Genomic DNA, 23,005 nt, shown 5'->3' on the forward strand with positions numbered 1-23,005 from the left:
GCGACCATGCTGCTGATACGCCCCTTGGCTGATCGCGACCTTGATGCCCTGTACTCCATGGCGGAAAAGGCGGGCAAGGGCCTGACCTCGCTGCCGGCAGATCGTGGCCTGTTACAGAAGAAAATCGATTTGGCGGGAGACAGTTTTAACCAGCGTTGCGCCCCCGAAGCGGCGCTGTATCTGTTTGCTCTTGAAGACACCACAACAGGCCAAGCGGTTGGAATAAGCGGCATACAGGCCAGAGTTGGCCGTGATGAGGTGTTTTACAACTATCGCCTGAGCGTGACAGTGAATGCCTCCCGGGAGCTGGGTGTACACGTGCGAACGCCAACGCTGCAACTGTCTAATGACATGACCGACGTAAGCGAAATTTGCTCGCTGCTGTTGGCGGATACCTACAAAGGTGGCGGCAACGGCTTGCTGCTGTCCCGTTGCCGATTTTTGTTTCTGGACGACTTCCGTAAACAGTTCTCTGAGAAGATTTTCGCGGAAATGCGGGGTGTGAGTGACGCCGAGGGCAATAACCCACTGTGGGACGCTCTGGGCAGCAAGTTTTTTGATATGGCGTTCAGCGAAGCCGACCGCCTGTCGGGCATGGGCAATAAATCCTTTATTGCGGAGTTGATGCCGAAATATCCGATTTACCTGTCGATGCTTCCAGCTAGCGCCCGCTCGGTGATTGGCTGCGTGCACGCCAATACGGCGCCGGCGTTGAATATGCTCCAGGCGGAGGGTTTTAATTTCAACGGGCTGGTGGATATTTTTGACGGCGGCCCGGTGGTAGAAACGTTTATCGACAATATCCGCACGGTACGCGAAGCGGTTGAGCGCACGGTCACCATTACTGACAAGCCGGTGGCCACCGATGTGCCCGTTACCGAACGCGTTATTGTGGCTAACCGTTCGATGCGACATTTCCGTGCAACCACACTGCCGCTTACCTGCGTAAACGCCGACACGATTGCGTTGCCGCAAGACGTTGCTGCGGCACTTCAGGTTCAGGCCGGCGACACAGTGCACCTGGCGCCTCTGAAAGACAGCGGCCCGCTGCCGATAAATTCATTCAAAGCCCCCCAATAGCTAACACACATTGTTTAAGTGAGGTGCAACACCATGATCAACCTGACAGGTGAACTGTTCATTGATGGCCTTTGGCTCGACGGCCACGGCGATGAATTTGACTCCCTGCACCCGGTAACGGACGAAACGATTTGGCACGGCAGCGCCGCTGATATAGAAGATGTAGACGCAGCCGTGCGCGCCGCCCGCAAAAGTTTCCGTAACTGGCGCAACACCCGTTTTGAAGAGCGCCTTGGCATTGTGAAAGCATTTGGGGAATTGCTTGAAGCCAACAAAGAGGCCTTGGCCACATTAATAGGCAGGGAAACCGGCAAGCCGCTGTGGGAATCACGCACCGAAGTTGCGGCGATGATCGGCAAAATCGGTATTTCAGAACAGGCCTACAACGAGCGCACAGGCACCCGTGAATCTGAGGTGGCTGCTGGCCATGCGGTGCTGCGCCACAGGCCCCACGGAGTGGTGGCGGTATTTGGTCCTTACAATTTCCCCGGGCACCTGCCCAACGGCCACATTGTGCCAGCCTTGCTGGCGGGTAATACGGTGATTTTCAAACCCAGCGAACTGACCCCGGCGGTGGCCGAATTCACGGTACGCCTGTGGCAAAAAGCCGGCCTGCCAGACGGCGTGATTAACCTGGTGCAAGGCGCCGCCGCGACTGGAAAAGTATTGGCCGCGCACCCGGGGCTGGACGGCCTGTTCTTTACCGGCAGTTCCGCTGTGGGCCATCGCTTGCACGAACAGCATGGCGGTCAGCCGGAGAAAATTCTGGCGCTGGAAATGGGCGGTAACAATCCGTTGATTGTGCAGAACGTAAGCGATGTGGACGCCGCCGTGCACCACACCATTCACTCGGCGTTTATATCCGCCGGCCAGCGTTGCACCTGCGCCCGCCGGCTGCTGCTGCCAAAAGGCAGCAAAGGTGATCTGTTCCTTGAACGTTTGGTGGACGTAAGCGGCCGGTTGACGGTGGCTGAATTTGACGCCGAGCCCCAGCCCTTTATGGGTGCTGTCATCTCGCCTGCGGCGGCAGAGAAATTGCTGTCAGCTCAGGCGCAGATGGTGGAGCAGGGCGCAAAAAGTCTGCTGGAAATGAAGCAGCTTAAAGCCAATACCGGCCTGTTATCGCCAGGCATAATAGACGCCACGGGGTTGGAGTTAGCGGATGGCGAGCACTTTGGGCCGTTACTGACCGTATATCGTTATGAGAGCTTTGACGATGCCCTGGAGCTGGCCAATAACACCCGCTTTGGCTTGGCGTCAGGTATTTTGACGGACGACAAAAAGCTGTACCAGCGCCTGCTGGAAGAAACTCGAGCCGGTATTGTGAATTGGAATAAGCCGTTAACCGGTGCCAGCAGTGCAGCGCCCTTTGGCGGTATCGGAGCCAGTGGCAACCATCGTGCCAGCGCTTATTACGCAGCGGATTACTGCGCCTGGCCCATGGCGTCGCTGGAAGCCAAGGTTAGCGAGCTGCCAGGCACTCTGGCACCGGGGCTTAACTTCGACTGATCCGGGGTAGCACATCCACGTTTATCCAAGGCCCGTTCAGGGCCATCTGCTATGGAATCTTGAAAATGGCAAATCATGCCGTAGAAGCCAACTTTGACGGGCTGGTGGGGCCTACCCACAACTATGCCGGGTTGTCCTGGGGCAACGTGGCATCGAAATCCAACGTCAGTGCGGTGTCTAATCCCAAAGAAGCCGCTCTGCAGGGGCTGGCGAAAATGAAGCAGCTGGCTGACCGGGGCTATGTGCAAGGCGTGTTGCCGCCCCACGAACGCCCGCACTTGCCGACCTTGCGTGCTTTGGGCTTTAGCGGCAACGACGCAGACGTTCTGGCGCAGGTGCTAAAAAAGTCTCCGGAGCTGCTGGCGGCAGTGTCTTCCGCTGCGGCTATGTGGACAGCCAATGCCGCCACGGTTTCGCCCAGCGCCGACACCCGTGACCAGCGGGTACATTTCACCCCGGCCAACCTGGGCGCCAAGTTCCATCGCTCCATCGAGCACGTGGTTACTGGCCGTGCTTTAAAATCCATATTCGGCGACGAGAGCCATTTTGCACATCACCCGGCGCTTCCAGCGGTGAGCCATTTTGGTGACGAAGGTGCGGCCAACCACACCCGTCTGTGCAGCGATTACGGCGCTCCCGGAGTGGAGTTGTTCGTGTATGGTCAGCGAGCGTTAAACGATAAGGCTAAGGCACCCAAGCGTTTTCCTGCGCGGCAGACCTTTGAAGCGTCACATGCCATTGCCCGGCTGCACAATTTGCGCGATGAAGGCGTGGTATTTGCCCAGCAGAACCCGGAAGCGATTGACGCCGGCGTGTTCCACAACGATGTTATTGCGGTCGGTAATGGCAACACCCTGTTTTATCACGAGATGGCGTTTCTGAATGAACACTCCACGCTCAACGGAATTCGCGAGCGCCTGACCGGATGTGAGCTGCAAGCGGTGCGGGTGAGCGGCAGTGAAGTGCCCCTGGCCGATGCGGTCTCGTCTTATCTGTTTAACAGCCAACTCCTTAACACCAACAACGGCATGTTGCTGGCGGTGCCGGGTGAGTGCCGCGAAGTGGCCAGCGTGAGCCAGTATCTGGACAAACTGGTGGCCAGCGGCGGGCCGATTACCGCGGTGGAAGTGTTCGATGTAAAGCAGTCTATGCGTAACGGTGGCGGGCCGGCTTGCCTGCGTTTGCGGGTGGTACTCAATGATGACGAGCGGGCCGCCATGCATAGAGGCGTGGTTCTAACGGATGTTTTATACGATCGTTTGACTCTGTGGGTAGAAGCCCATTATCGTGATAGGCTCAGCCAACAGGATCTGGCCGATCCCATGTTGCTGCAGGAAGTACAAAAAGCGCTGGACGAACTCACAGGCATTCTGAGCCTGGGGTCGATTTACGATTTTCAACGGGGATAAAAAATACCCATGGTGCGACCTTATTTGCGCATGGCGTTGCTGGTAGTTGCGGCTTTAACGGCTGTGGCGTGTTCAAAATCGTCAGACGACAGCGTCGCTGCTAATAATGCAGCAGCTTCGGGCCCGGCGGTTGTGCACGTGCGCACAGCGGCGGTTGAAGGCGGTGATGCCCGCGAAGTGTCCCTGCGCTTTGCCGGCATAGTGCGTGCCAGCCAGCGCGCAACGCTGACATTTCAGCTCAGTGGAACCCTTACCGAGCGCAAAGTGGAGTTGGGTCAAACCGTAAAGGCCGGCGCCGTGCTGGCGCGGATTTACAGCCCCGCCCTGGAACCGGCGCGGGATTCTGCCATCGCTCGCCTGGATGAACTGATCACCAACTACGAACAGGCAGAACGCGAATGGCAGCGCGCCCGCAGCCTGAGCGAACGCGGTGTGGTGTCGGAACAGTCGCTGGAACAGATTGCCGCCCGCCGCGACGGGCTCAAGGCCGGCGTTGCCACCGCCCGCGCATCTTTAGCCGAAGCCAGCAAAATGCTGGAAGAAAATACTCTGAAAGCGCCATTTGCCGGCCGGGTAGAAGCCTTGTTGGTCGAGCAGGATGAATTTGTGGCCGCCGGTCAGCCGGTTATGCGATTGTCGTCGCCGAAAGGGCGGGAAGTGGAAGTGCGGGTGCCGGTGTATATGCTCAATCACGTTAGCCTGGGGGCGGAGCTGCCGGTATGGTCGGTGCAAGACCGCAGCCAGGCGCCGGTGCAGGGCAGCGTGGTTGAAATCGCCCAGGCCGGTGCCATTCGTGGCGAGTTGCAACCGCTGCTGGTGAACCTTCCGGCTAACACTCTTAATGCAGGTGTGCCGGTAGAAGTGGGCATTACCCCGCAAACCATCGCGGCCTTAACCGTGCCGTTGCTGGCGGTGATACGTGACGTAAACGCCACTGCCAGTTCCACTTTCAGTCCTCAGGCTAGTTCCAGCTCGAGCACCAGTGTGTTCCTCGTGCGTGATGGTGTTGCCCGGCGCACTCCGGTCACGGTATTGCGGATATTGGGTGAGCGCGTGGCTATTTCCGCCGAAGGCCTGGTGGCGGGTGATCAGGTGGTGTACGCCGGTATGACCAAATTGGCAGACGGCGACACCGTGATTGAAGTGGCGCACGCTGTGCGCACTCAGCCCGTAGAAGGATAGCAACGCCTTGACCAACCGCCGCCTGCTGAATTTTCAACGCCTGCTGGGCATGGTTGTCACCATGCTGTGCCTGTTGGGCATTGCTGCTTACAGCACCATGCCGCGCCAGGAGGACCCATCGTTTCCCTATCGTGCGGGCTTGGTGTCGGTGGTTTATCCCGGCGCCAGCGCCGCGGATGTAGAGCGCCTGGTGCTGCAGCCGCTGACTGACGAACTGCGGCAAGTGGAGGAACTGGATTTCAGCCAGGGCATTGCTCGCACCGGCGTGGCGCTGCTGACCCTGCGCCTGAAAGACACGATTTATGAAACCGATCCGGCGTGGGACCGGGTGCGCCGGGCGATGGACCGGGCACGCCGGGATTTTCCTGACGATGTTGGATTGATGACGTTAGACGACCGCGTGATTGATATTCCGGCGATTGTGCTGGCAGTGGCGGGGTCGCCCTCTGTGACAGAGCTGACGGCGGTGGCCGAGAGGCTAAAGCAGAACCTGGGTGATATCAGTGGTTTGTCCCGGGTTGATCTAGACGGCGATAGCGATGAACAGATAACCCTGGCGCTAGACGACGCTGCGCTTTTCCGCCTTGGGATTTCTCCAGCCCAAGTGTTGGACACCCTGGCGCAGCGCAACCAGACCACGCCGGGCGGCTTTGTGGTGGTAAACGGCCGCCGCCTGTCGATACTGCCGAACAGCGAATTTACCGATATTGAAGCCATACGTGCCACGCCCATTGAGCTGCCAGATGGCTCCCAGGTGCCGCTGGCGGCAGCGGTGGAGGTGTGGCGTGGGCCGGTGGAGCCGCGCCAGCCGGAAACCTGGTATGACGGCGAGCGGGTGGTAACGCTGTCGCTGATCATGGAAGAAGACACCACCGATGCCATCCGCTTTGGCCAGCAGGTGCGGGAGCGATTGCAACAGATTGAGGGTGATTTTGCGCCTTATCAAATTCACGAGATGTTCTTTCAGCCAGACAAGGTGCAGGAGCGCTTGATAGGTCTGGCGTGGAGCTTGGTGCTGTCGGTTCTGATTATTGTAGCGGTGGTGTTCACCGGCATGGGTATACGCATGGGGCTTTTGGTGGCGTCCATTCTGCCGATGGTAGCGTTGATCAGTATTGGCCTTTATGACCTGGGCGGAGGCGTGCTTCACCAGGTAGCCATTATTGGCATGGTGATTTCGCTGGGCATTCTGATTGATAACGCCATTGTGATTGTGGAGAACATACAGGGCCATCTGGATGAAGGTATGCGCCGGCTGGATGCCTTGCGCAAAGCGGTGGGTGAGCTGGCAGGGCCTTTAGGTGCGTCAACCGGCACCACCATCGCCGCGTTTACACCCATGTTGTTGTCGAAAGGCGGTGCCGCCGACTTCACACGCGGCGTGCCGATCATGATCATGCTGACGTTGTCTGTTAGCTACCTGCTGGCTATATCTGTGGTGCCATTACTGGCGGCGCGGTTTCTGAAGGCCCGCCGCGGTGTGAAGGAAGACCGGTTGATTGGATTTGCGCGTTTTCTGGGCGGGCTGGTGTTCTACCATCCCAAGCGCTTGGTGCTGGCGGGCTCGTTATTGGTGGTTGCCAGCCTGGGTATGACGCCGTTTATGGCTCAGCAGTTTTTTCCGAACGCCGACCGGCCACGGGTAATAGTGGAAATGTATCTGCCTGAGGGTACCGATCAGGCCCAGACATCGGCGGTGGCAGCCCAGCTGGAACACGCGATTCGCAGCCAGCCGGCAGCGTTGGACATACAGCGCTTTGTCGGTTTTGCCGGCCCCAGTTTTTACTACAACCTTCAACGATCACCTCAGGCGCCCAACCGTGGCCGACTGGTGATTCGTACGCCCACCCTGGCAGATACCGCTGACATGATTCGCTGGGTGCGTACCTACGTGGCTGAAAATCTGCCCGAGCTGGATGTGGTGGTAGGCACTCTGGCGCAGGGGCCGCCGCGGGCCGCGCCGGTAGAAGTGCGGGTATACAACGCCAACGCAGACGATCGCGCCCGTGCTACCGAACAGGTATTCCGCGCCTTACGGGCGACCGTTGGCACGGTGGACCTGCGTCATGATTTGGATATTGGCGTTCCGGGCGTTGCAATTAACGTGGATGACGCCACCGCTGCGCGCTTTGGTCTGACCCGTGCCGACGTTGCAAACAGTCTTTACGGCCAGAGTTTTGGCATAGTGGCGGAAACCTATCGCCAGGAAGACGACCCTATTCCGCTGGTGTTGCGCTCCCGCGAGGGCACCGCTATTTCCCTCGAGCGGCTGCTGTCGGTGAACATCTACAACAGCCAGGGCGACGCCATACCGCTGGCTGCGCTGGCCTCTGTAGACACCCGTTGGGAAGCGGCGGTGAAGTATTCCCGCAATGGTGTGCCAATCAATACGGTAGCGGCGAACCTGGTCACCGGGTTCAGCTTTAGCCAGGCTTTGGATGGCATGAATCGTGTGCTGGAATCCGATCCTTTGCCGCCCGGAACGCGTCTGGAACTGGGCGGCGACGCCGAAGGTTCGGGCGACGCCAACGGCGCCCTGCTAAAGGCTGCGCCCATCGGTATTTTGCTGCTGTTGTTCTTTCTGCTGTTGCAGTTTAATTCCTTCCGCCGGGTGGGCATTATTCTGCTGACATTGCCGCTGGCCACCGTGGGCATATTCCCCGGGCTGGTGCTGAGCGGCTCGCCTTTCGGTTTTCAATCGTTGTTGGGAGTGGTCGCGCTGGTGGGTATTGTGGTGAACAACGCCATTGTGCTGCTGGATGTGATGGATAGGGAGCTGGATAACGGGCACGACATTTTCAACGCCGTGCGCAAGGCCGTCGAACAACGCACCCGGCCCATTCTGTTGACCACTGGAACCACCGTGGCGGGTTTGCTGCCGCTGGCGTTCAGCAGCTCTACGCTCTGGCCTCCCATGGCCTGGGCCATTATCTCCGGCTTGCTGGCGTCTACCGTGCTGACCCTGCTGCTGATTCCTGCGGTCTGCTCGCTGCTGATCAAAGTGCCGGTAGCCGAACCGGACAACTCACCGGCTTGATCCGTTTTCCGGCTGGCTGTTTGAATTAATGGAACGTTCAAACAGCCAGTCGGGACACCAGCAATCCCACGCGCTGGCCAACGGGCACATCGCGGTTTGGAAACACAATCGCTTCTAGCTTCTCACCTACGCAGTAGCGTTGATTGCTGTCTTCCCAGATTACAGTGCCCGGGGCGTATTCGGTGAAGTTGGCCACGTCATCCGGTACGTGAAATTGAAAGCCCTCACCGCTGTTCAGAATTTCGTGAACCACCTGAAATATCACCAGCTCTTCTAGGTTGCCTGCTGTAGCGGCAGAACCTGGCGCTGGTAATCCGGCCAGGCGCCGTTCCAGTGCGTTATGAATACCTTGAAAACGGCTCAGATCGTTCTGGCCGAAGGGTTTTACCTGGCCTAGCTCTACCGTGAAGCTTTGAGCTTTCAGGGCGGAGGACGAAAACGAGGCAAAGGTGGTGCCTGCCTTGTGTTGCAGCAGCAGGGCGTGCACGTCCGCTTCCAGCAAAAAGGCGCACTGTTCAGCAGGTACCAGGCGGCCGGCTATAAACGCATAGAGTGCGAACTTCTCCTGTTGGGAGGAGCGTATGGCAGTGTGCAGATCGTAGTGGCTCAACGACAGGCCCTTTGCCTGCGTTTGTTCGGCGAAGGTCTGGCACAGCCGTTCCAGCTGCTGCGCGCGCTCGGCTTCTGGTGTTTGACGGACTTCGTCACGCCGGTGTGCGCCGCTGAACAGTCGGTTCAGATTGGTGTCAATAAAGCGCTTGCCCGTTACCATGGCCTGCGGGTTGCCCAGTATCAGCAAGGCGGGGCAGGCAGGTTGTAAGGCGCCACTAAGCAGTTCGTTGACCAGCTGGTTCAGCACTTCGATGGGCGCGGTTTCATTGCCGTGAACACCGGCAGAAATCATCATCGCGTCTTGATGGGTGTTTTGGCGATTTGCTGGCGGGTTAACCTGTAAAATGCCGGTGCCCAGTTGCACCAACTCTCCCCCGCCCGGCAACCCATGGCGGCATTGGGGAAGGGCTTCGCCGGCGTGTTCCAGAGTATGGCTCAGCCAGTCTTGCTTGCTATTAAAAAATGCGCTGCTGGCGGTCATCGATTTCTCTTTGTCAGGAATTCGTCGTCAGGATTTCGCCGGGCGCTGATGGCGTAGCAGATGGTTTTCCAGTTTGCGGAACACAAACACCAGTATAAACGTGAGCATCAGGTAAATGAGCGCGACGAATATAAATGCGTCAAAAGGTGCGTAGGTGCGTGCGTATATATTGCGCGCGGCACCGGTCAAATCGACCATGGTAACCACGCTGGCAATAGCGCTGGCGTGCAGCATGAAAATCACTTCGTTCGAGTACGCCTGAACCGCGCGGCGCGCCGCGTTGGGCAGAATAATGCGGCGCATGCGCAGCATCCAGCTCATACCATAGGCTTTGGCCGCTTCAATTTCACCCATCGGCGTGGCGATAATGGCACCGCGGATAATTTCGGTGGTGTAGGCGGCTGTGTTGAGGGTAAAAGCCAGCAGGGCCGGGTAAAAAGGCTCGCGGAAAATAGTCCACCAGAAAGTTTCCTGAATACCGGGAACCTGGGCAATGCCGTAATAAATAATGTACAGCTGAATCAGTAGCGGCGTGCCGCGAAACAGATAGGTGTACACCCAGATGGGGCCAGATACAAACGGGTTGCGCACGGTGCGCAGAATGGCTAGGGGCAGCGCAACAACAAGGCCGATCAACAGCGACACAAACACCAGCTGAACGGTGGTGACCAGGCCATCCCAGTATTCCAGAAGGGTCATGACGGTGAAGATGTCGTTCTGGTTCAGCCACTGGCTGATGAAGTCAGGCATGAATCAGCTCCTTTGCACCACGCCAACATTGGCGCGAATGTCCAGCCACTTGATGAACAGCTCGGAAACAGCTGTGAGCGACAGATAAACAAAGGCCACGGGGATGAAGAAGTGGAACGGCATGCGCTCGGCTTTGGCGGCCTCTTCGGCCACTCGCACCATATCGGTCAAGCCAATAATGGACACCAAGGCGGTGGTTTTCAGCAATACCTGCCAGTTGTTGCCAATGCCGGGTAGGGCATGGCGCAGCATTTGCGGAAAGATAATACGGCGAAAGGTATGCCAGCGTGAAAAACCATACGCTCGAGCAGCTTCTATCTGGCCGGTGTCTACAGCCAGAAATGCACCGCGGAAGGTTTCGGTCATGTAGGCGCCAAAAATCAGCCCGATGGTGACCACGCCTGAAATAAACGGGTCGAATTGAAAGAAGAAGTCGATTTCGTAAGCTTCCCACAACACATCAGACAGGCTGTTTACCGCTAGTTGACCGCCGTAATAGAACAGCATCATCATCACAATGTCTGGGACACCGCGAATGCAGGTGGTGTAGGTGGTCGCTATGGCTCGCAATGGTCGGTTGTCCGACAGCTTGGCAGAGGCTCCAAGCAGGCCGAGAATTAACGCCAAAGCCAGCGACAGGAACGCCAATTCCATGGTCACAAAAGCGCCTTTCAGAAGTTCAGGGCCGTAACCTTTCAGATCAAGCATGACATATTCCGGTAATCCGGGATGGCCAGAGCGGCCACCCCGAAGGCATGATTAAACCTTGATGTCGTAAGCGAAGTATTTCTTCATGATGGCATCGTATGTGCCGTTTTCTTTGAGGGTGTCCAGCGCTTTGTTAACACGCTCGGCCAGCTCTGTGTCGCGCTTGCGCATGGCAACGCCTACGCCTTCACCCAGCTTCACGGGCTCGCCGATTTCAATAAAGCCGTCTTTGTTTTTGATGGTCTGCTCGCCCACCGGGTAGTCTACAAATACTGCGTCAAGGCGTTGGCCTTCCAGATCCAGAGCCATGTCGTCGGCGGTGTTGTAACGCTTGATGTTTACAACGCCGGTCATGTTTTCAGTGACAAATGTATCCATGGTGGTGCCGCGCTGCACGCCTACAGACTTGTCTTTCATGGCGTCCATGTCGGTTACGTCGATATCAAACCCTTCCGCCGCAAACCAGCCGCCCGGTGTGTTGTAGTAAGGCTTGGAGAACAGGACGCGCTCGGCGCGTTCCGGGGTGACCGACATGGAAGACATGATGGCGTCAAACTTGCGCGCCAGCAGGCCGGGAATCATGCCGTCCCAGGCCTGGATAACAAACTCGCACTTGGCGTTCATTTCTTCGCACATGGCTGTGGCCAGCTCGACTTCAAAGCCGGTGAGTTCGCCGTTTTCATCTTTGTATTCGAACGGCTCGTAGGGCACATCGAACGCAATGCGAATGCTGTCTTCGGCCTGTACCGAACCGGTCAGCATGGCCAGCGCGCAACTGGCAGCAATCAGAATTTTTTTCATGGGTGAACTCTCCAGTGGTTTGCCTTTAATGGCTTTTTTTATCACTACGCCGCAGAAGGCGTGAATTACAGAAAACGGTATAGAAACACAATACAGAAAATGCAATACGGAAAATACGATAACACCGGTTATCCGAACTTGGGAGCCAGAAATTGCTGCATCCGCTCAGATTCCGGGTTGTCGAATACCTTCGTCGGCGAACCCTGTTCTTCAATGACGCCCTGATGCAGGAACAGCACCTTGGTTGAAACGTCTTTGGCGAAGGCCATTTCGTGGGTAACCACAATCATAGTGCGGCCTTCTTCAGCCAAGCTCTGCATAACCCGCAACACTTCGCCCACCAGCTCCGGGTCTAGCGCCGAGGTAGGCTCGTCAAACAGCATGACGTTCGGTTCCATCGCCAGGGCTCGTGCAATCGCGGCTCTTTGTTGCTGGCCACCAGACATCTGCGCCGGATAATAGTCCTTGCGCTCGTAAATGCCGACCTTGTGCAAATAGTTTTCAGCGCGCTCGATGGCTTCCTTCTTGGGTACCTTCAACACGTGGATGGGCGCTTCAATAATGTTTTCCAGTACGGTCATGTGCGACCAAAGATTAAAGCCCTGGAAAACCATCGACAGTTTTGCGCGTATTAGTTCTACCTGGTGGTTGTCGGCGGGAACGCGTTCGCCTTTGCGATTCTGCCCAAAGCGGATGGGGTCGCCTTGCACAATAATTTCGCCGGAAGTGGGTGTTTCCAACAGATTAATGCAGCGCAAAAAAGTGCTTTTGCCGGAACCTGAACTGCCAATCAGCGATACAACGTCGCCTTTTTGAGTTTCCAGCGAAATGCCTTTTAGCACTTCGAGCTTGTCGAAGGTTTTGCAAATATCCCTACAGATCAAGGGCGATTGGTCTGCCATCGGTGGCTCCTGAGGCTATAAATCAAAGGCGTCTGCTTTACGGACTGTACCAGTGTAAATCAATGCTTTTTATACGGTCTGGTTTGCCGTAATGCAACCACTTTAAGGGCACATTCTAGTTTCGCAATAGCCTGTTTTTGTAAGCATGCTACAATTTGCGGCTGCGTGCCCTTTGAGTGCTTGATAGTTCGCCAGGCCGTGCACTGTATTCAGGGCCCGTCTTTACCGAAAATACTGACCAGTCCGCTTAAAGACTGGCACTACTGAAAAGGCAAATGCGCGTGTCACAATTACAATTGGCAATTTTATTGGGAATGACAGTGGCGCTCGGGCCCCTGGCCTTAGATGCTTACCTACCTGCATTCCCGCAGATTGCCACGGATTTGAACGTTGACCACACTGATGTCGGGCTCACCCTGAGCGTTTATGTAGGAGCCTTGGGCCTTTCGCAACTGGTGGGTGGGCCGCTGTCTGACCGCTACGGTCGGCAGATTGTTTTGCTGGGAGGCCTGTTTGTGTTCGCTGTTGCTGCGGCCATGGTTGCACAAGCGAGCAGCCTGAACGAAATGCTGGGCTGGCGACTGGCGCAGGGCATGGGCGGCGCCTTTTGTGCGGTGTCTGTGCCGGCTATTGTGCGCGATCAGTTTCACGGCAAAGACGCAGCTCGGCTGTTTGGTCTGATTGGCCTTGTTATGTTTATAGCTCCGGCAGCGGCGCCGTCTATGGGGGTAATTTTGTTGGCAGTGGCCGACTGGCCGGCGATATTCATGATGCTGACAGGCTACGCGGTGTTTTTGGCCGTTGTGCTGAAACTGCGTCTGTTTCGCCATTTGCCGGCTAAAGAGCGAATAAAAACGCCGGTATCCACTCTGGTTACAAACTACAGCCTAGTGCTGCGGCATTCGGTGACCATGCGTTTTGTTGGCATACAAGCGTTGTGCTTCAGCGCTATGTTGGTGTTTATCACCCACGCATCTTTTATCTATCAGGAATGGTTTGCCCTTTCTAACACCCTTTTTTCTGCACTTTTTGCCGCCAACATTGTGTTAATGGCCAGTCTGAACATATCTAACCGCTATTTGCTGAAGCACTTCGAGGCGGTGTCGATTTTGCGAGTATCGGTATTGTTGCAGTTTCTTGCGTTGTTGGTGTTAGTGGCGCTGGCCTGGGTTGGAGCTCCGTGGTGGGTCATTGCCGGCTGTATTGTGACGGCCGTGGGTTTTATGGGTTCCATTATTCCCAACAACATGGCGAATGCTCTGGAGTTTTTTCCGCACTTGGGTGGCACGGCTGCGGCGATGCTGGGCGCTACTCAGTTCACTCTGGCTGGCGCCATCAGCGCATTTTCTACCACGGTAGTGGAAGAGTCTTTGTTGAACGTGGTGATTGTGATGGCGGTGTGTTCAATGCTGGCGGCCATACTGGCATTTGGTGCGCCGCGGGCGGTTCGCCGCGAGGTGGCAAAAATCGAAGCTGCTGCCGATGCCGCTGTGTTGCCTGAGCCTGCAAGCCCGAGCTAACGGCGGGTTGAAACACCATTGCCGCCGAACGGGCGTGCCTGATCAGCAGAACGATAATACCGGCGGCAACGGCAGACATACTCAGTCGATATCAAGTCGCGTGAGGGTTAGCTTGCGGAAGAGGCTTTATAATCCTTGATGATTGCGGAGAGTTGGTCCTTAAGGTTTAATCTTTTTTTCTTCTGAGTTTCCAGGTAGTCATCGGATGTTGTTTCTACTTCGGTTTCAATACGATGCACTTCGTGCTGTAAATCGTGGTACTCCTCAAACAACTTGGCGAAGTGCTGGTCAGACATTTTTAGCTTGTGGATCGTATCTTTGGATTCCGGAAATTCATGGATCAGGTCATGTTTTTCAATGGGCATTGAGAGACTCCTGTGATGTGTTGAATCGCTTCCTCAGGTCCAGTGTAGGCCCTTTGGGAATGCGTTGATTGATGCCGGTCAAAGACACTGCAAGGTACGGCCACGACGGCAGAAACCGGAGCTGGGTGTTGCCTTGCGCGCTGCGGCAACCTCCTATCCTAGCTGTTTAACCCTTTGCCTGCTTGCTAGCGGCGCCGAAAATATGCATTTGCTGCCTCTATAGGAAGATTTCCCTGAGAGAGAGCGTGTTTGTAGTGATGCGTTCGGCCCCGGTGGCTGTAATGCGGACCGTTTCGCTGAAACCGACGCCAAACTCGCCCGGCTTGCGCAGGCAGATTGGCAGATGAAAGACCATGTCTTGCTCCAGAATTGCCGGGTTGTCTGTGGTTATAAACATGGAACCGGCGACCCAGGATGGCGGAAACGACGCACCGACCGGGTAGCCAAATACGCCGGAGAAAAATGCACGGTCGACGATTGGCGCTAGCGCGAGTTCGCCTGCGCGGGCTGCCGAGGCGAAGCTTGCACCGGCGCGCGCGGCCGACATCACTGCTGCCAGAACTTCAAGACAGACCGCATGAAATTCACGAATTTCGGCGGAAGCTTCGCCAACGACGGCGGTACGCATCATAGGCGCGGTGTAGCGTTTGCGAACCGCACCGAATTCAGTGAACACCACATCTCCGCGTGCAACCTCATAACCCGCATGATTGGTGTGAATGATGCCGCTGCGCGCGCCAGTCGTCACAATCGGTTGCATGCTCATGAATTCGCTGCCCGCCCCCAGCATGGAGCTGGCACCGGCCCGGGCAATTTCATGGTCGACCACGCCCGCTCGTATCACGGCCGCTGCTGCGTCCATGCCGGCGCTGGTAATGGCGGCGCTTTCGGCAAGATACGCCAGTTCGGCAGACGATTTAACCAAGCGAACACGATCGATCAGCGCGCCGAAATCAATAAATGTGGCGGTGTCTAACGTGTTCTTGAGCGCCGAAAGCAGTCCGGGCCGAAAAGAGCCCGCCCAAGGGTTGAAGCCAATTCGCGGCGCCGCACGGCCCGCCGTGCGGCGCACTTGAGCAGCCAGATCGCTTGCCACTGTTTCGGGCGCCTGCCACGGATAGCCGATAACATCGTCCACCCGGCTCAGATACACGGCGGGGCCCATCTCAATGGCCGGCACGAACAGCACGGTTCTATCAAACGCGACTAGCAGCACGCACTGGACCGAGACCTCGAAGGTCGTGTATCCGGTCAGATAACACAGTTCGCTGGCTTCGGTCAGTAGTAACAGGTCAAGTTCGGCTTCGGCCATTCTCTGACGAACAGAGGCGAGCCTTGCCTCGTATTCGTCCGGTTTGAACGCCAGTATGGGCTCGGGGAAGTGGCTTTGCAGTTTTTCGCGGTAGGTAAGGTAATCCATAAAATGATCGCTCGCCGTTGCGGAAGCAGGCCCTCATTAGTCGTTCATTCATGTTCAGTTTGCAAGAAAAAAGGGATTTGGATTGCTATGGCAATTAATCTGACTCCGTAACAGACTCATCGTAATAACCCATATGCCGCGCAACAACCGGAGGGTGTTATGATTAGGTCGTTAAACCAGAAACCGCCAATGGAGAAATAACGATGGCGAAAAAGAAAGCACAGCCGACAAAACACAGCGCGGTTCAGCGCGAACTCAGAACCCCGAAGTACCAGATGCGGGTAGTGGAGAACAAAAGTAAATACCGCCGCAGCCGTGACAAAACCACAAGGATGGAGGATTTTCGCAAGGCTGCCTGACTGGCTGTTTTACGAAAGTCCTCCGTTTCAACGTCCTTCGTTTCAGAGGCGAGACAGATTCATTTTCTGACCTGCCTTTGATCAGCAGAATAACGCCTTACGGGAATTGATGGGTGCAGATATTCTGGCTTAAACGCAACCTGAGGCTTCAGGACTCAGAGCCTTTTTTTGAAAGGATGCGAGCCTTCCGCAAGAAGGGGAAAGTGCTTCCCCTCTACTGTCACGAGCCTGAGCTGATTCAGCAGCCAGACGTTTCAAGGCAGCACCAGTTATTCATTCAGGAAACTCTTGAAGAGCTTGATCGTGATTTTCAGTCGATTGGAGGCAAGCTCCTTCAGGCTGTTGGCGAAACGGTGGATGTTCTTGATCGCATCCACCGCGTGCAGCCTCTAACCAAGATATGGACCCACCAGGAAACCACTCAGAACAGCCAGTTCCAGCGAGACAAAGCGGTTGCTGCCTGGCGCGCTGTCAATGGCATTGAGCTGGCAGAGATTCCGCAAAACGGCATCGCCAGAGGGCCGCAGAAGCCCGAGTTATTCCCGCCTTACTTTGCCCGCTCCGTATCAGCCAAATTTCGTGATCCTACGGGAACTGACTTGTCCGAGAGGTTTGCTCCTCTGCCGTTTCCGTCCTTTGAGCTGAAGGCGATACCAACCGCCGCTGGAACCGATAAACCGCTGAGGCAGAAAGGCGGGCGGTCACAGGCCATTAAAAACCTGAATCGATTCTTCACCGTTCCGTATTTAAAGAAATACCCGTTCCAGATATCCAGCCCGAATACGGCCTGGCAGGGGTGTTCGCGCATATCAACGTATCTGGCTTACGGTATTGTCTCGGACAGAGAGATATTCCAGGCTGTAGATCGAGTGGTAACCAACGCGCACAGCCGGATGAACCCTGACCAGTTCGGTAAGTTTCAGGAAAACGCGCGTTTCTATCTAGATAGGTTGAGCTGGCGCCGGCAGGCAACGGCGAAAAAAGCCAAAGACAGGGTAAGCGATTTGCGGCGCAGCGATTCAGACGGCCAGCGAACGTCCGTGGAGCTGTCGAGCGAACAAAAGCAGGATGTCCAGCAGTCACTGTTCTGAATAGGAAGAAAGTGGTTGGCTGGCCGCAACTGAGAGGGATTTATGAAAACAAACCTGCCCCGGTCTAGCAAAGAGCGCATCAGAGAGGTTTTTAGCGCCTTCCTACTATTAGGCCTGACTTCCTTTGGCGGACCTATTGCCCATCTTGGCTACTTTCGTACGGAGTTTGTTGAACGCCGGCGCTGGCTTTCCGAACAGGCTTACGCCGACCTTGTCGCCCTGTGTCAGTTTTTACCAGGCCCAGCCAGCAGCCAGGTAGGTTTCGCCTTGGGCCTGATGCGAGCCGGCCCTTGGGGCGCAGCTGCGGCCTGGGCTGCTTTCACTCTGCCTTCGGCCTTTGTGTTGGTGCTGTTCGCTTTAGGTGCGGGGGTGCTTGATGGCCCCGTCAGCCAGGGCATCATTCACGGCTTGAAAGTCACAGCGGTGGCGATTGTCGCTCATGCGGTATGGGGAATGGCGCGCAATTTATGCCCTGACCGTCAGCGCGCCGGCATCGCTCTGGCAGCGGTGTTCACCGTGGTGTTGTTCAACGGCTCGCTGGGCCAAGTCACGGCCATCGTCATTGGCGCCTTAGCGGGCATGCTGCTGTGCCGGGTTCAGGCCGACAACGACGCACCCGAGTTGCTGCTACCCGTTTCTGCCCGTGCCGGCTTCTTGGCGGGGCTCATCTTCGTTGTCTTGCTGGTTGGCCTGCCACTACTGGCCTGGGTTAACCCTTCAGCCACTGTAGCGGTTATGGATGCATTCTATCGGGCTGGCGCCTTGGTGTTTGGCGGTGGTCACGTAGTGTTGCCGTTATTGGAAGCCGAGGTTGTGCAGTCCGGTTGGGTTGGGGCGAACGAATTTCTGGCGGGTTATGGTGCCGCTCAGGCCGTGCCCGGGCCGTTGTTCACTTTTGCTTCCTATTTGGGTGCAGTGATGACACCGCTCGGCGGTAGCCTGTTCGGAGCCGCCCTGGCGCTGTTTATGATCTTTTTGCCCGGAATGCTGCTGTTGGTGGCGGTGTTGCCGCACTGGAATCGGTTTCGCCGCTGGGGTCGCGCGCGGGCATTGATGAGTGGTGCCAATGCAGCCGTGGTGGGTATTTTGGGCGCAGCGCTTTATCAGCCGGTGTGGACCAACGCCATTCTGGGCCCCTACGAATTTGCTTTGGCACTGACCGGCTTTCTTCTTTTAAGCGTATGGAAATTACCGGCTTGGGCGGTGGTGATCATCTTGGCAAGCGGCGGCATTCTCATCACCATTTGATTGCACATCTTCTAACACGCATCGTCTAACGCACATCGCCAGCTGCGCCGGTTTTCCAAAGCTCTCCTTTTGCATGAAGAGGCTATCTAATGGCATTTTTTGGTAAGAAAAAACAAGAACTGCAGGCTCCTCTCGACAAACTTGAGGCGGCCGAAAAGCGGATTATCGAGCTGGAGGCGGATTTCCAGGCCATTGAAGAATCCTCGGCCGTTCTGGTGCTCACCCCTGATGGCCTGATTGACCGGGCAAGCGACTCATTCCTTGCGCTGCTGGGATACAAGGCTGAAGAGTTAACCGGGAAGCATCACCGTGTGCTTTGCGAGAGCGCCTATACCCGTAGCGAAGAATACATCGTGTTCTGGCAAAGTCTGGTTATTGGCGTTGCACAAAATGGGCGCTTTCTGAATCTTGATGCAAACGGGCAGGGTGTTTGGCTGAATGCGCGTTATCTGCCGGTAAGAATCAATAAAGGCATGGTCAGGCGCATTCTTGTGGTGGTGGAGCCGGCTGAAAACTAGCCTTGCCTCGGTTTGATGTGTTCCGATTTGCCTCTGTACAATTTCTATACAAAACACGAAGTGTTCTCACTGATAACTTAGGGGATAGTCGGTACTATTGCGCCTCAATGCCGCGGGCGGGAGTTTCCGCCTATTCCCTGACCCACACAAAAGACCTACCAGCGATGAAAAATCTGACCATTCAGACGCGAGTGCTGTTGCTCGCACTTCTGCCTGTAATCTTACTTACCGCGTTTTTGACCACTTATAACCTGAATCAGGCCAGGGGTATTGGTGACAGCGCAGTGGCGGGTTTTTCCTCCGATATGGAGCTAAGCAAGCGTCAGGAGCTGAAAAACTATATCGAGCTGGCGCGCACCTCAATTGCCCATCTTTATAACCAGCCTGGTTCTGCTGAAGATCCTGAAGTACGTGAGAAAGCTTGGGAAATACTGCGTCAGCTGAGATTCAATGACTCCGGAAGTCCTGGTTACATTTTCGCCTACGACACCAGTGGCGTGGGGGTCATGCATGGCGTAAAGCCGGCGCTGGAAGGCAAAAATCTGTGGAACTTTCAGGACCCTAATGGCACCTACCTGATCCGCGAGCTGGTAAAAGTGGCTTCTGACGGCGGTGGCTACGTTTCCTACGGATGGCAGAACGAAGCCACAGGCAAAGTGGCCCCGAAGCTGGGTTACGCAGAGATGCTACCGCAGTGGAATATCATGATTGGTACCGGGTTTTGGGTAGACGGCCTGGGAGAGCAGGTTGCTGCCATGGACAGCAAAGTCGGGGATGCATTGGATAACGCTGTCATTGGTTCAGTAACGACCTCACTGATCGCGCTGGCTATTATTGTGCTTTTTGCCCTGGTTGTTGTCCGTAGCATTATCCGGCCACTGAAATCCGCGGTATCTGCAATGAACGATATCGCCAGCGGCGACGGTGACTTGACCCGTCGACTGGACATAGACGGCAAAGATGAGTTGAGTCAGTTGGCAATCGCATTTAATAGCTTTGCGGATCAGGTGCACGGACTGGTTGAGCAGGTCCTCTCATCCACGGGTACTTTGAACGAAGCCTCTGCAGAACTGAGTCAAGTAATGGAGGAGTCAACGCAGGGCGTGGAGCGTCAAAAATCCGAGAGTGATCAGGTGGCAACAGCCATGAACCAGATGACGGCTGCAGCACAGGAAGTGGCTAATAACGCCAGCGAAGCTTCTGATGCAGCGGACCGTGCCAACGTTCAGGTAGTGGATGCCCAAGGCCTGGTGCATCAGACCATCGAGGTAATCGGCGGTTTGTCAGAGCAGGTTGCGGAAGGCGTTAAGGTGATTGAAAGACTGGGCGCGGATTCCCGAAAGGTCGACAGCGTTTTAGAAGTGATTCGTGCGATTGCCGATCAGACAAATCTGCTGGCCCTGAATGCGGCCATAGAGGCCGCGCGAGCCGGCGAAGCTGGTCGAGGCTTTGCGGTGGTCGCGGATGAAGTTCGTACCCTGGCTAGCCGGACGCAAAAGAGTACCCAGGAAATTCAAGAGACGATTGAGCGGCTGCAAACCGGTGCCGGCAACGCCGTGAAGCTGATTGGTGCAATCAGTGAGCGCAGTGAAGCGACCGTCGTGGAAACCCGTCAGGTGAATGAAGCGCTGAAGAGAATTAACCAGGCCGTTGGTACCATCAACGAGATGAACATCCAGATTGCCAGCGCCGCCGAGGAGCAAACCAGCGTCTCCGAGACCATTAACCAGAATGTTCACGAGATCGTGGCCATCACAGAGCAAACCGCTCAAGGGACTCGCAGGGCTGGAGCGGTCACACAAAGGCTCAAGGCGCTGGCGGCAGATATGTCAGACCAGGTCAGCCGTTACCGCGTGTGAGTGAATCCAAAATTAAGTGCCTTGCAAGGAAGCGCGACGCTTCTTTGCAAAGACACTTTGGATCGCTGTCAAATTGAGCCTGTTAACCGGTTGGTGCCGCCTTGTGTTTCATTCTGTGCAGGCCAGCTATCAAAGCGTCGCAAACCTGATCGTGGTTCAGGGTATCGCCCCGAATCGTCAGATCGGCATAGCGGGAATACAAGGCGGATCGCTCCTCAAAAAGCTCCATAAGCGATTGATCAGGCCTTTTTGAAATACCCCGCAAACTGTAGTCACCAATCCGCGCGAAAACCGTATCCAGAGAAATATCGAGGAAGATAACAGTGCTTGTCACCTTGAGGTGCCTCATGGCTGCGTCACTATAGACGGCGCTGCCACCGGTGCTGATGACGTGCTGTTGCACATTCAAGTTCAATAGCACCTGCTCCTCTACCTTTCGCAAGGCAACGTATCCATCCTGGTCAACGATCTGCTGAAGCGTACGTCCGGTTTCTTGCTGTATCAACAAATCGGTGTCAATAAACCCCAGTCCGAGTTTTTTGGCAACCAGCACACCCACCGTGCTTTTACCGCTGCCGGGCATACCCACAAAAATGAGGTTATTAGACTCTGCTAGCATGTCGTGCATCCTGATTTGCTATGCCGCCCAATCTTCAATATTCAAAGCTCACCCTTCTTGCCGGGCTTCCGCCCGTCGACAGGCTGCCGCGGTGAATAGCACGTCAGTAGAAGAGTTAAGGGCTGTTTCGGTGGAATCTTGCACCACGCTGATTACGAAGCCAATAGCGACCACCTGCATGGCAACTTCAATGGGCACGCCAAAAAGACTGGTTGCCAGAGGAATTAAAAGCAACGAGCCGCCGGCGACGCCGGAAACACCGCAAGCCGCCAGGGCTGAGACGACGCAAAGAATCAGCGCGGTGGGAAAATCAACGGGGATGCCAAGCGTGTTCGCCGTAGCCAGAGTGATCACCGAAATGGTGATGGCGGCACCGGCCATGTTGATGGTTGCGCCCAGCGGGATAGAAATCGAATAAGTGTCTTCATCCAGTTTCATGCGCTCACACAGCGCAAGATTAACAGGTATGTTGGCTGCCGAGCTGCGAGTAAAAAAAGCCGTGATGGCGCTGCCGCGCAAGCACTCGAACACCAGTGGGTAAGGGTTGCTGCGAATCTGCCAGAACACCAGTAACGGATTCGTCACCAGCGCCACAAACACCATGCAGCCGACAATAACCCCAAGCAGCTGGCCATACTCCAACAAAGCAGCCAGACCCGCATCCGCCAGCGTAGTGGCAACAAGCCCAAAAATGCCCAGAGGCGCAAAGCGGATAACGCCACGAACGATTCCGGAGACAGCGTCAGAAAGGTCGTTAAGACCTTGGCGCGTTGCCTCGCTGGCGTTACGCAACATAAAGCCAAGGCCAATCGCCCATGCCAGAATGGCGATGAAGTTGGCTTCCATCAGCGCCGTGACAGGATTGGCGACGGCGCTGAGTAATAAATTTGTCAGAATTTCGCCAACACCCGAGGGCGGACTTCCAGTTACGCCCGTCAAGTCCAGCGTTAACTCTGTTGGCATCAGAAAACTGGCCACCACTGCTACCACGGCTGCTGCAAGCGTTCCTGTTATATAAAGAATCAACACCCCGCGGATATGGGTGGGCTGGCCCTGTTTGTGTCCTGAAATGGCTGCAGCCACCAGCACAAAAACCAACACCGGCGCCACGGCTTTCAATGCCGAGACGAATAGCTGACCGAGAAGCGCAAAAGAGCCCGCAACCTCTGGCGATATAATGACCAGCAGTACACCGGCTGCAATGCCGATGGCAATCTGGGAAACAAGGCTCAGCCGCATCACTGATCGGAAAACAGAGCTTAATCCAGAAAACATGAAAACCTCAGGGTGTCGTTTTTAAAAAATGGACAATTACGCGCTCAGTGTTGGCGCTTGATTATGCAGTGTTTCTCAGTAAGCGTGGCGAATGCTAGGCACCTGGTGCAAGCTGCGGGAAATAAAACGGCTCTGCATGCTCCGGGATATCCCATTTTAGAGGTGATCGACTGCTGGTTTCGCTGAGCAGGCCTTCCTTTTTTAATTGCGCAAGTAATCGTCTAGCACTACGTTTCGGCATCCCCGTTAGATCGATGGCA

20 protein-coding genes are annotated in these 23,005 nt (G+C 55.8%); 11 read left to right on the top strand and 9 right to left on the bottom strand.

Going from position 1 to position 23,005, the window contains the following annotated elements:
• Positions 1–6 precede the first annotated feature (6 nt).
• From astA to MIH18_RS16070, 5 genes are all read left to right on the top strand, one after another.
• A complete protein-coding gene (gene astA, locus MIH18_RS16050) occupies positions 7–1,080 on the top strand; it encodes an arginine N-succinyltransferase (protein ID WP_249012869.1) in 1,074 nt (357 codons plus the stop codon).
• A 33-nt stretch (positions 1,081–1,113) separates the two neighbouring features.
• Positions 1,114–2,589 carry a succinylglutamate-semialdehyde dehydrogenase gene (gene astD / locus MIH18_RS16055; protein WP_249012870.1) on the top strand — a complete coding sequence of 492 codons (1,476 nt, stop codon included), beginning with the start codon at positions 1,114–1,116 and terminating at the stop codon, positions 2,587–2,589.
• 65 nt (positions 2,590–2,654) lie between these two features.
• Positions 2,655–3,998 carry an N-succinylarginine dihydrolase gene (gene astB, locus MIH18_RS16060; protein ID WP_249012871.1) on the top strand — a complete coding sequence of 448 codons (1,344 nt, stop codon included), beginning with the start codon at positions 2,655–2,657 and terminating at the stop codon, positions 3,996–3,998.
• A 9-nt stretch (positions 3,999–4,007) separates the two neighbouring features.
• Positions 4,008–5,180, top strand: coding sequence for an efflux RND transporter periplasmic adaptor subunit (locus MIH18_RS16065; RefSeq protein ID WP_249012872.1), 1,173 nt, complete (start codon positions 4,008–4,010; stop codon positions 5,178–5,180).
• A 49-nt stretch (positions 5,181–5,229) separates the two neighbouring features.
• Positions 5,230–8,217 (top strand): efflux RND transporter permease subunit, encoded by a 2,988-nt coding sequence (locus MIH18_RS16070; protein WP_349293810.1) that lies wholly within the window; start codon positions 5,230–5,232, stop codon positions 8,215–8,217.
• A gap of 37 nt (positions 8,218–8,254) precedes the next feature.
• Here MIH18_RS16070 and astE read toward each other — a convergent pair whose 3' ends face one another.
• The 5 genes from astE to MIH18_RS16095 all read right to left on the bottom strand — a co-directional run bounded on the left by astE (position 8,255) and on the right by MIH18_RS16095 (position 12,471).
• Complete coding sequence (astE, locus tag MIH18_RS16075; protein ID WP_249012874.1) at positions 8,255–9,310, bottom strand: succinylglutamate desuccinylase; 1,056 nt, start codon at positions 9,308–9,310, stop codon at positions 8,255–8,257.
• Positions 9,311–9,337: 27 nt separating this feature from the next.
• Entirely contained in the window at positions 9,338–10,060 is a 723-nt protein-coding gene (locus MIH18_RS16080) for an ABC transporter permease (protein WP_249012875.1), read from the bottom strand.
• Positions 10,061–10,063: 3 nt separating this feature from the next.
• Positions 10,064–10,768: an ABC transporter permease gene (locus MIH18_RS16085; protein ID WP_098421090.1), complete on the bottom strand. Its 705-nt coding sequence runs from the start codon at positions 10,766–10,768 to the stop codon at positions 10,064–10,066.
• A 51-nt stretch (positions 10,769–10,819) separates the two neighbouring features.
• The gene (locus MIH18_RS16090; protein WP_249012876.1) at positions 10,820–11,569 is read right to left on the bottom strand and encodes a transporter substrate-binding domain-containing protein; all 750 of its coding nucleotides are present in this window, start codon (positions 11,567–11,569) and stop codon (positions 10,820–10,822) included.
• A 128-nt stretch (positions 11,570–11,697) separates the two neighbouring features.
• Positions 11,698–12,471 carry an ATP-binding cassette domain-containing protein gene (locus MIH18_RS16095; protein ID WP_249012877.1) on the bottom strand — a complete coding sequence of 258 codons (774 nt, stop codon included), beginning with the start codon at positions 12,469–12,471 and terminating at the stop codon, positions 11,698–11,700.
• Positions 12,472–12,752: 281 nt separating this feature from the next.
• On the opposite strand from MIH18_RS16095, the gene MIH18_RS16100 reads away from it, so the two are divergent.
• Positions 12,753–13,991 carry a multidrug effflux MFS transporter gene (locus MIH18_RS16100; RefSeq protein ID WP_249012878.1) on the top strand — a complete coding sequence of 413 codons (1,239 nt, stop codon included), beginning with the start codon at positions 12,753–12,755 and terminating at the stop codon, positions 13,989–13,991.
• Between the two features lie 107 nt (positions 13,992–14,098).
• Here the strand turns inward: MIH18_RS16100 and MIH18_RS16105 are convergent, their stop codons facing one another.
• Positions 14,099–14,356: a DUF465 domain-containing protein gene (locus tag MIH18_RS16105; RefSeq protein ID WP_249012879.1), complete on the bottom strand. Its 258-nt coding sequence runs from the start codon at positions 14,354–14,356 to the stop codon at positions 14,099–14,101.
• A 217-nt stretch (positions 14,357–14,573) separates the two neighbouring features.
• Positions 14,574–15,776 carry a Xaa-Pro peptidase family protein gene (locus MIH18_RS16110; RefSeq protein WP_249012880.1) on the bottom strand — a complete coding sequence of 401 codons (1,203 nt, stop codon included), beginning with the start codon at positions 15,774–15,776 and terminating at the stop codon, positions 14,574–14,576.
• A gap of 203 nt (positions 15,777–15,979) precedes the next feature.
• On the opposite strand from MIH18_RS16110, the gene MIH18_RS16115 reads away from it, so the two are divergent.
• From MIH18_RS16115 to MIH18_RS16135, 5 genes are all read left to right on the top strand, one after another.
• Positions 15,980–16,135: a hypothetical protein gene (locus MIH18_RS16115; protein WP_007349376.1), complete on the top strand. Its 156-nt coding sequence runs from the start codon at positions 15,980–15,982 to the stop codon at positions 16,133–16,135.
• A 113-nt stretch (positions 16,136–16,248) separates the two neighbouring features.
• Entirely contained in the window at positions 16,249–17,226 is a 978-nt protein-coding gene (locus MIH18_RS16120) for a deoxyribodipyrimidine photo-lyase (protein ID WP_283164739.1), read from the top strand.
• Between the two features lie 42 nt (positions 17,227–17,268).
• Positions 17,269–18,474, top strand: coding sequence for a chromate efflux transporter (gene chrA, locus MIH18_RS16125; protein WP_249012881.1), 1,206 nt, complete (start codon positions 17,269–17,271; stop codon positions 18,472–18,474).
• An 89-nt stretch (positions 18,475–18,563) separates the two neighbouring features.
• Positions 18,564–18,992 carry a PAS domain-containing protein gene (locus MIH18_RS16130; RefSeq protein ID WP_249012882.1) on the top strand — a complete coding sequence of 143 codons (429 nt, stop codon included), beginning with the start codon at positions 18,564–18,566 and terminating at the stop codon, positions 18,990–18,992.
• A gap of 164 nt (positions 18,993–19,156) precedes the next feature.
• Positions 19,157–20,851 carry a methyl-accepting chemotaxis protein gene (locus MIH18_RS16135; RefSeq protein WP_249012883.1) on the top strand — a complete coding sequence of 565 codons (1,695 nt, stop codon included), beginning with the start codon at positions 19,157–19,159 and terminating at the stop codon, positions 20,849–20,851.
• 82 nt (positions 20,852–20,933) lie between these two features.
• On the opposite strand, the gene MIH18_RS16140 is transcribed toward MIH18_RS16135, so the two are convergent.
• Both MIH18_RS16140 and sstT read right to left on the bottom strand, forming a co-directional pair.
• Positions 20,934–21,470: a shikimate kinase gene (locus tag MIH18_RS16140; RefSeq protein ID WP_249012884.1), complete on the bottom strand. Its 537-nt coding sequence runs from the start codon at positions 21,468–21,470 to the stop codon at positions 20,934–20,936.
• Positions 21,471–21,518: 48 nt separating this feature from the next.
• Entirely contained in the window at positions 21,519–22,745 is a 1,227-nt protein-coding gene (gene sstT / locus MIH18_RS16145) for a serine/threonine transporter SstT (protein ID WP_249012885.1), read from the bottom strand.
• Between the last annotated feature and the right edge of the window lie 260 nt (positions 22,746–23,005).

Origin of the sequence: Marinobacter sp. M3C (assembly GCF_023311895.1) — a bacterium.
Lineage (GTDB): Bacteria > Pseudomonadota > Gammaproteobacteria > Pseudomonadales > Oleiphilaceae > Marinobacter.